Consider the following 7,142-nt stretch of genomic DNA (forward strand, 5'->3'; position numbering starts at 1 on the left):
TTTTGGCGAAACGGGAGAGTTATTCCACCGCTTTGACCATGTCCTCGATCACCTTTTTGGCGTCACCGAACACCATCATGGTCTTGTCGAGGTAGAACAGCTCGTTGTCCAGGCCGGCATAGCCGCTGGCCATCGAGCGCTTGTTGACGATGATGGTCTTGGCCTTGAAGGCTTCGAGGATCGGCATGCCGGCAATCGGCGACTTTGGATCGTTCTTCGCCGCCGGGTTGACCACGTCGTTGGCGCCCAGCACCAGCACCACGTCGGCCTGGCCGAACTCGGAGTTGATGTCTTCCATTTCGAACACCTGGTCGTAAGGCACTTCGGCCTCGGCCAACAGGACATTCATATGCCCGGGCATGCGACCGGCCACCGGGTGGATCGCGTATTTAACGGTCACGCCGTGGTGGGTCAGCTTTTCGGTCAGCTCTTTCAGCGCGTGCTGCGCCCGGGCAACCGCCAAGCCGTAGCCCGGAACGATGATCACCGTGTCGGCGTTGGTCAGCAGGAAGGTCGCATCGTCAGCCGAGCCGGATTTCACCGGGCGGGCTTCTTTGGAGCCTGCCGGGCCAGCTGCATCTGCCGTGTTGCCGAAGCCGCCGAGCAGCACGTTGAAGAACGAACGGTTCATCGCCTTGCACATGATGTACGAGAGAATCGCACCGCTCGAACCCACCAACGAACCGGCAATGATCAGCATCGAGTTGTTCAGCGAAAAGCCGATACCCGCTGCGGCCCAACCGGAATAGCTATTGAGCATCGAGACCACCACCGGCATGTCCGCGCCGCCGATCGGGATGATGATCAGCACGCCCAGGACAAAAGCCAGGGCCAGCATCAAGGCGAACGCGCCGAGGTTGCCGGTGAACATGAAGGCCAGGCCCAGGCCCAGCGTCGCCAGGCCCAGAATCAGGTTGAGCTTGTGCTGGCCACCAAACTGTACCGGTGCGCCCTGGAACAGGCGGAACTTGTACTTGCCCGAGAGCTTGCCGAATGCGATCACCGAACCGGAGAAGGTGATTGCACCAATGGCTGCGCCGAGGAACAGCTCCAGGCGGTTACCGGCCGGAATCGAATCCCCCAGTTGCTTGACGATGCCCAAGGACTGCGGCTCGACGACCGCCGCGATGGCAATGAACACCGCCGCCAGGCCGATCATGCTGTGCATGAACGCCACCAGCTCCGGCATCTTGGTCATCTCGACGCGCTTGGCCATGATCGAACCGGCGGTGCCGCCGACCAGCAGGCCGACGATGACGTAGCCGATGCCAGCGGTCGCTAGCTCAGCGCCCAGCTTATAGATGAGACCCACGGTGGTGATCACCGCCAGCGCCATGCCGAGCATGCCAAACAGGTTGCCTCGGCGAGAGGTGGTAGGGTGCGACAGGCCTTTGAGGGCCTGGATGAAGCAGATAGACGCGATCAGGTAGAGCGTCGTTACCAGGTTCATGCTCATTACTTGGGCGCCTCTTCTTTTACGGCTTTCGGGGCTTTTTTCTTGAACATCTCAAGCATGCGGCGCGTCACCAGGAAGCCACCGAACACGTTCACGGCGGCCAGGGCCACGGCAAGGGTGCCCATGGTCTTGCCCAGAGGTGTTACGGTCAGCGCGGCGGCGAGCATGGCGCCGACGATAACGATCGCCGAAATGGCGTTGGTCACCGCCATTAATGGCGTGTGCAAAGCAGGTGTAACGTTCCAGACCACGTGGTAACCGACGTAAATCGCCAGCACAAAGATGATCAGGTTGTAGATACCGGGGGAGATAAGCTCTTCCATTGTCTGAATCCCTGCTTAGGCGTTTTTGCGGATGACTTGGCCGTCGCGGCACATCAGGCACGCGGCGACGATGTCGTCTTCCAGGTTCACGTCGAACTGACCTTCCTTGGTGAAGACCAGCTTCAGGAAGTCCAGCAGGTTTCGGGCGTACAGCGCCGAAGCGTCAGCCGCGACTTCACCGGCCAGGTTGGTCGGACCGCAAATGGTCACGCCATTCTCGATCACCACCTGATCGGCCACGGTCAGCGGACAGTTACCGCCCTGTGCTGCTGCGAGGTCGATGACCACCGAGCCCGGTTTCATCTGCGCGACGGTTTCGGCGCTCAGCAAAGTCGGTGCCTTGCGGCCCGGAATCAATGCGGTGGTGATGACGATGTCCGCCTGCTTGGCGCGCTCGTGCACGGCTTGGGCCTGGCGCTGCATCCAGCTGGCGGGCATGGGCCGGGCGTAACCACCGACGCCGATGGCGCATTCACGCTCTTCGTCGGTCTCGTAAGGCACGTCGACGAACTTGGCGCCAAGGGATTCGATTTGCTCTTTCACTGCGGGACGCACATCCGATGCCTCGATCACAGCGCCCAGGCGCTTGGCCGTGGCAATCGCCTGGAGTCCGGCCACGCCCGCGCCGAGAATCAGCACGCGCGCCGCTTTCACGGTGCCTGCGGCGGTCATCAGCATCGGCATGAAGCGCGGATAGTGATGGGCGGCCAGCAACACGGCTTTATAGCCGGCGATATTCGCTTGAGACGACAGCACGTCCAGGCTTTGAGCGCGGGAGGTACGCGGCGCGGCCTCAAGGGCGAATGCGGTGATGCCGCGTTCGGCCAGCTTGGCGATGGTTTCGTTGTTGAACGGGTTGAGCATGCCCACCAGAACGGTGCCGCTCTTGATCAGCGTCAGCTCGCTGTCGCTGGGGGCGACCACCTTGAGGATCAGTTCGGCCCCGAATGCATCACTGGCGCTGCCAATGGTTGCGCCCGCTGCCTCATAGGCACTGTCGATAACGCTGGCCTTGATGCCGGCGCCGCTTTCAACAGTGACTTTATGGCCTTGGCCGACCAGCTTCTTGATGGTTTCCGGGGTAGCAGCAACCCGTGTTTCACCCGTCTGGGTTTCGAGAGGAACACCAATGTGCACGTCAAATCTCCTGCGTGATCTTATTGAGTAAACCCAGGCACTTCGGATGGTGCGACTGGGGCGGCCGATCAGCACGATCCCGCCTGACCAGGCGGGGCGCGGCATTTTGCAGGCGAATATTCAGCCCTTCAAGGGATTATGACGTGTGACGTAAATATAACTACAAGTCACCCTGTGACCGAATGTCGCAACTGGCGAGGTAAAGGTCGCTAAACCCAGACAAATCAAGGGATAACGGTGACTATGATTCTTTTTGCATCGGTCAAATGAATGGAGCGATATGACTCGCTCGATATGGCTTAAAGCCACGTGTTTCAACGGTTCTAGGACGTTTGTACCGATATGATCACAGTTTGGTTAAATGCGACAAATAGTTATATCTGTAGTGCTTAATATAGTATTACTACTTATTTACGTGGTCAGTTTTTCCTTATTTTTCAATACCATAATCTCTAGCTTCGGTGACCAGCCAATCGCGAAATGCCCGAAGCGAGGCCGATTCCACCTTCCGTTCCGGGATCATCAGGTAGTACGCCTTGAGGCTCGACAGGGCATTGGGGTTGGCAATGACCAGGCGCTTCTCCGCCAGTTCGCGCTGGATCAGGAAGGGCGGGATCAAGGCGACACCCATATCGTGCATGGCGGCTTGGGCAAGCATGGAGAATAGTTCATAGCGCGGACCTGTCAGGTCGCGCGCGATATTGAGGTCTTGTGAGTTGAACCACTGGCGCCACGCGTATGGGCGGGTTGTCTGCTGGAGCAGGGGGAGCTCGGCGATTGCCTCCGGCGTCAGAGTTTTGCGGTTGCCCAGTAAGGAGGGGCTGCATACCGGCAACGGCTTTTCCCCCATCAATTTGTGAGATTCGGTGCCGGACCAGTCCGCGTCGCCGAAGTAGATGGCTGCATCGAAATCCGTATCGGCGAACAGGAAAGGGCGCGTGCGGTTGGTGAGATTGACGGTCACCTCAGGGTGCTGCCGCTGGAAATCCTTGAGGCGTGGCAGCAGCCATTGAGTGCCGAAGGTGGGCACGACGGCGAGTTCGATAACGTTCGCGCCGGTGTGCCCCATCACTGAAAGGGTATCGCGCTCGACGGCATCCAGTTGCGTGGCGATTCGACGGCTATATGAAAGCCCCGCTTCAGTCAGCTTGACGCCGCGTCTCGAGCGTCGGAAGAGCTCCACGCCAAGGAAGTCCTCCAGGCTCGCAATTTGTCGGCAGATAGCGCCTTGGGTGAGAGAGAGCTCCAGTGCCGCCTTGGTGAAGCTTTCGTGGCGTGCGGCAGCCTCGAAGCTGATCAGGGCGGCGGTGCTAGGGATTTTACGACGCATATACGCAAGCCTCACTCGTTATCCGCACAACAGCGGTCTATGGCGTTACGGAGTGAGAAATTAGCACAACAACATGCCGAATCCTCGTTTGCTCTCGTGGGAAACCGGGCCTAGGATCAGTCCACGATTTTCCATTTGATTGGCGAGGACTTTTTCATGGCCGGTAAAGCGAGCTTCAGCTGGATCGATCCCTTGTTACTGGACCAGCAACTCACCGAAGAAGAACGCATGATTCGCGACACTGCCGAGCAGTTCGCTCAGCAGAAGCTGGCGCCGCGCGTACTGGAGGCGTTCCGTCATGAAAAGACTGATCCGGCGATCTTTCGTGAAATGGGCGAAGTGGGCCTCCTGGGCGCCACCATTCCCGAGCAATACGGCGGCAGCGGCCTGAATTACGTCAGCTACGGCCTCATCGCCAGGGAAGTGGAGCGTGTGGACTCCGGCTACCGGTCGATGATGAGCGTGCAGTCCTCACTGGTCATGGTGCCGATCAACGAATTCGGCACCGAGGCGCAGAAACAGAAGTATCTGCCGAAGCTGGCTTCAGGCGAATGGATAGGCTGCTTCGGCCTGACCGAGCCGAACCATGGTTCCGACCCGGGCGCGATGATCACTCGGGCGCGCAAGGTTGAAGGCGGCTACAGCTTGACCGGCAGCAAGATGTGGATCACCAACAGTCCGATCGCGGATGTGTTTGTCGTTTGGGCGAAGGACGACGCCGGCGATATCCGAGGCTTCGTGCTGGAGAAGGGCTGGAAGGGCCTGACTGCTCCGGCGATTCACGGCAAGGTCGGGCTGCGTGCTTCGATTACCGGCGAGATCGTCATGGACAGCGTATTCGTGCCGGAAGAAAACATCTTCCCGGACGTGCGTGGCTTGAAAGGGCCGTTCACCTGTCTGAACTCGGCGCGCTACGGCATTTCCTGGGGCGCCCTGGGGGCTGCCGAGTTCTGCTGGCACACCGCCCGTCAATACACGCTCGACCGGCAGCAGTTCGGTCGCCCGTTGGCTGCCAATCAATTGATCCAGAAGAAACTGGCCGATATGCAGACTGAAATCACCCTCGCGCTTCAAGGATGTCTGCGTCTTGGGCGTATGAAAGATGAAGGCACGGCTGCGGTAGAGATTACTTCGATCATGAAGCGCAACTCTTGCGGTAAGTCCCTGGATATCGCACGAATGGCGCGGGACATGCTGGGCGGCAATGGCATCTCCGACGAGTTCGGCATTGCTCGTCATTTGGTGAACCTTGAGGTGGTGAACACCTACGAGGGTACGCACGATGTTCATGCGTTGATCCTTGGTCGCGCGCAAACCGGCATTCAAGCGTTCTATTAATAGGGGAACGGCCATGGGCGCGCTTTCGCATCTGCGGGTGTTGGATTTATCGAGGGTTCTGGCTGGGCCTTGGGCCGGGCAGATCCTCGCGGACCTGGGGGCGGACGTCATAAAGGTCGAGCGTCCGGGTAACGGTGACGATACGCGTGCCTGGGGGCCGCCCTTTCTGAAAGACGCTTATGGCGAGAATACGACCGAGGCGGCTTATTACCTGTCGGCCAATCGCAACAAGCAATCGGTCACGATTGATTTCACGCGCCCCGAAGGGCAAAAGCTGATCCGGGAACTGGCGGCCAAGTCCGACATCCTGATCGAGAACTTCAAAGTGGGTGGCCTTGCGGCCTATGGTCTGGATTACGACTCGCTAAAAGCAATCAACCCGGAACTGATCTATTGCTCAATCACCGGGTTTGGCCAAACGGGCCCTTACGCCAAGCGTGCTGGTTACGACTTCATGATCCAAGGGTTGGGCGGCTTGATGAGTCTGACTGGCCGGCCGGAAGGGGATGAGGGGGCAGGGCCGGTGAAGGTCGGTGTTGCGCTGACCGATATTCTTACCGGCCTGTATTCGACCGTTGCCATTCTGGCCGCGTTGGCTCATCGCGATCATTCGGGCGGCGGGCAACATATCGATATGGCATTGCTGGATGTCCAGGTGGCTTGTCTGGCCAACCAGGCGATGAATTACCTGACTACTGGCAGCGCGCCGAAGCGGCTGGGCAATGCGCATCCGAATATCGTCCCTTATCAGGATTTTCCTACGGCTGACGGTGACTTCATCCTTACGGTGGGTAATGACGGCCAGTTTCGGAAGTTTGCCGAGGTCGCCGGTCAGCCGCAGTGGGCCGATGACCCGAGGTTCGCGACAAACAAGATGCGTGTGGCGAACCGGGCGGCGTTGATTCCGATGATTCGCCAGGCGACGGTGTTCAAGACGACTGCCGAATGGGTCATACAGTTGGAACAGGCCGGTGTGCCGTGTGGGCCAATCAATGATCTGGCTCAGGTGTTTGCCGATCCTCAGGTGCAGGCTCGGGGACTGGCAATCGAGTTGCCTCATGCGTTGGCGGGTAAGGTGCCACAGGTAGCAAGCCCGATTCGCTTGTCCGAAACTCCGATCGAATACAGGAGCGCGCCGCCATTATTGGGCGAGCATACGCTGGAGGTGCTGCAGCGGGTGTTGGGGCTGGACTCGGGAGCGGTCACGGCTCTGAGGGGCTCTGGGGTTCTTTAGCTTCCTCTCTTCTATATAGCAGGAGTGGCGACTTCAAGTGTTCGGGCAACTCATTGAAAGAAAAGCGAAATAAAGGGTTGACGGCAAATTCTGGATGTCTATAATTCGCCCCACTTCCGGCGCAGTCGAAACGGAAAACTCTTTGAGATTCAACGAGTTAAGTAGGTTTCGAAAGTGTGCGGCTTCAGATCATCGAAGCACGGAAGGAGTGGGCAGGCCGGTTTGATGGGTTCTGCCGACGGTTCGATCCTCTCGGTCGAAAGCGGTAAAAAAAGAGGTGTTGACAGCAGCGACTAACGCTGTAGAATTCGCCTCCCGCTAACG

General features: G+C 58.7%; 6 protein-coding genes. 2 read left to right on the plus strand and 4 right to left on the minus strand.

Annotation, left to right across the window (positions count from 1 at the left end; translation table 11 throughout):
- Positions 1 to 19: 19 nt before the first annotated feature.
- The 4 genes from J3P97_RS00635 to J3P97_RS00650 all read right to left on the minus strand — a co-directional run bounded on the left by J3P97_RS00635 (position 20) and on the right by J3P97_RS00650 (position 4,246).
- The gene (locus tag J3P97_RS00635; protein ID WP_434570529.1) at positions 20 to 1,456 is read right to left on the minus strand and encodes an NAD(P)(+) transhydrogenase (Re/Si-specific) subunit beta; all 1,437 of its coding nucleotides are present in this window, start codon (positions 1,454 to 1,456) and stop codon (positions 20 to 22) included.
- Complete coding sequence (locus J3P97_RS00640) at positions 1,456 to 1,779, minus strand: NAD(P) transhydrogenase subunit alpha (protein WP_003187010.1); 324 nt, start codon at positions 1,777 to 1,779, stop codon at positions 1,456 to 1,458. The genes J3P97_RS00635 and J3P97_RS00640 overlap by 1 nt, the downstream gene beginning before the upstream one ends.
- Positions 1,780 to 1,794: 15 nt before the next feature.
- The gene (locus tag J3P97_RS00645; protein ID WP_434673243.1) at positions 1,795 to 2,916 is read right to left on the minus strand and encodes a Re/Si-specific NAD(P)(+) transhydrogenase subunit alpha; all 1,122 of its coding nucleotides are present in this window, start codon (positions 2,914 to 2,916) and stop codon (positions 1,795 to 1,797) included.
- A 430-nt stretch (positions 2,917 to 3,346) separates the two neighbouring features.
- Positions 3,347 to 4,246 carry a LysR family transcriptional regulator gene (locus tag J3P97_RS00650; RefSeq protein WP_434602437.1) on the minus strand — a complete coding sequence of 300 codons (900 nt, stop codon included), beginning with the start codon at positions 4,244 to 4,246 and terminating at the stop codon, positions 3,347 to 3,349.
- A gap of 156 nt (positions 4,247 to 4,402) precedes the next feature.
- Here J3P97_RS00650 and J3P97_RS00655 point away from each other — a divergent pair, with 156 nt between their 5' ends.
- Both J3P97_RS00655 and J3P97_RS00660 read left to right on the plus strand, forming a co-directional pair.
- On the plus strand, positions 4,403 to 5,584 hold the full coding sequence (locus J3P97_RS00655; protein WP_434570523.1) for an acyl-CoA dehydrogenase: 1,182 nt from the start codon (positions 4,403 to 4,405) through the stop codon (positions 5,582 to 5,584).
- Positions 5,585 to 5,597: 13 nt separating this feature from the next.
- The gene (locus J3P97_RS00660; protein WP_434602439.1) at positions 5,598 to 6,818 is read left to right on the plus strand and encodes a CaiB/BaiF CoA transferase family protein; all 1,221 of its coding nucleotides are present in this window, start codon (positions 5,598 to 5,600) and stop codon (positions 6,816 to 6,818) included.
- The last annotated feature ends 324 nt before the right edge of the window (positions 6,819 to 7,142 follow it).

This window comes from Pseudomonas sp. R1-15 (assembly GCF_051132085.1).
Classification (GTDB): domain Bacteria; phylum Pseudomonadota; class Gammaproteobacteria; order Pseudomonadales; family Pseudomonadaceae; genus Aquipseudomonas.

Coding starts and splice junctions, on each gene's coding strand:
- J3P97_RS00635 (WP_434570529.1), bottom strand. CDS start 1,456: ATGAGCATGAACCTGGTAACGACGCTCTACCTGATCGCGTCTATCTGC.
- J3P97_RS00640 (WP_003187010.1), bottom strand. CDS start 1,779: ATGGAAGAGCTTATCTCCCCCGGTATCTACAACCTGATCATCTTTGTG.
- J3P97_RS00650 (WP_434602437.1), bottom strand. CDS start 4,246: ATGCGTCGTAAAATCCCTAGCACCGCCGCCCTGATCAGCTTCGAGGCT.
- J3P97_RS00655 (WP_434570523.1), top strand. CDS start 4,403: ATGGCCGGTAAAGCGAGCTTCAGCTGGATCGATCCCTTGTTACTGGAC.
- J3P97_RS00660 (WP_434602439.1), top strand. CDS start 5,598: ATGGGCGCGCTTTCGCATCTGCGGGTGTTGGATTTATCGAGGGTTCTG.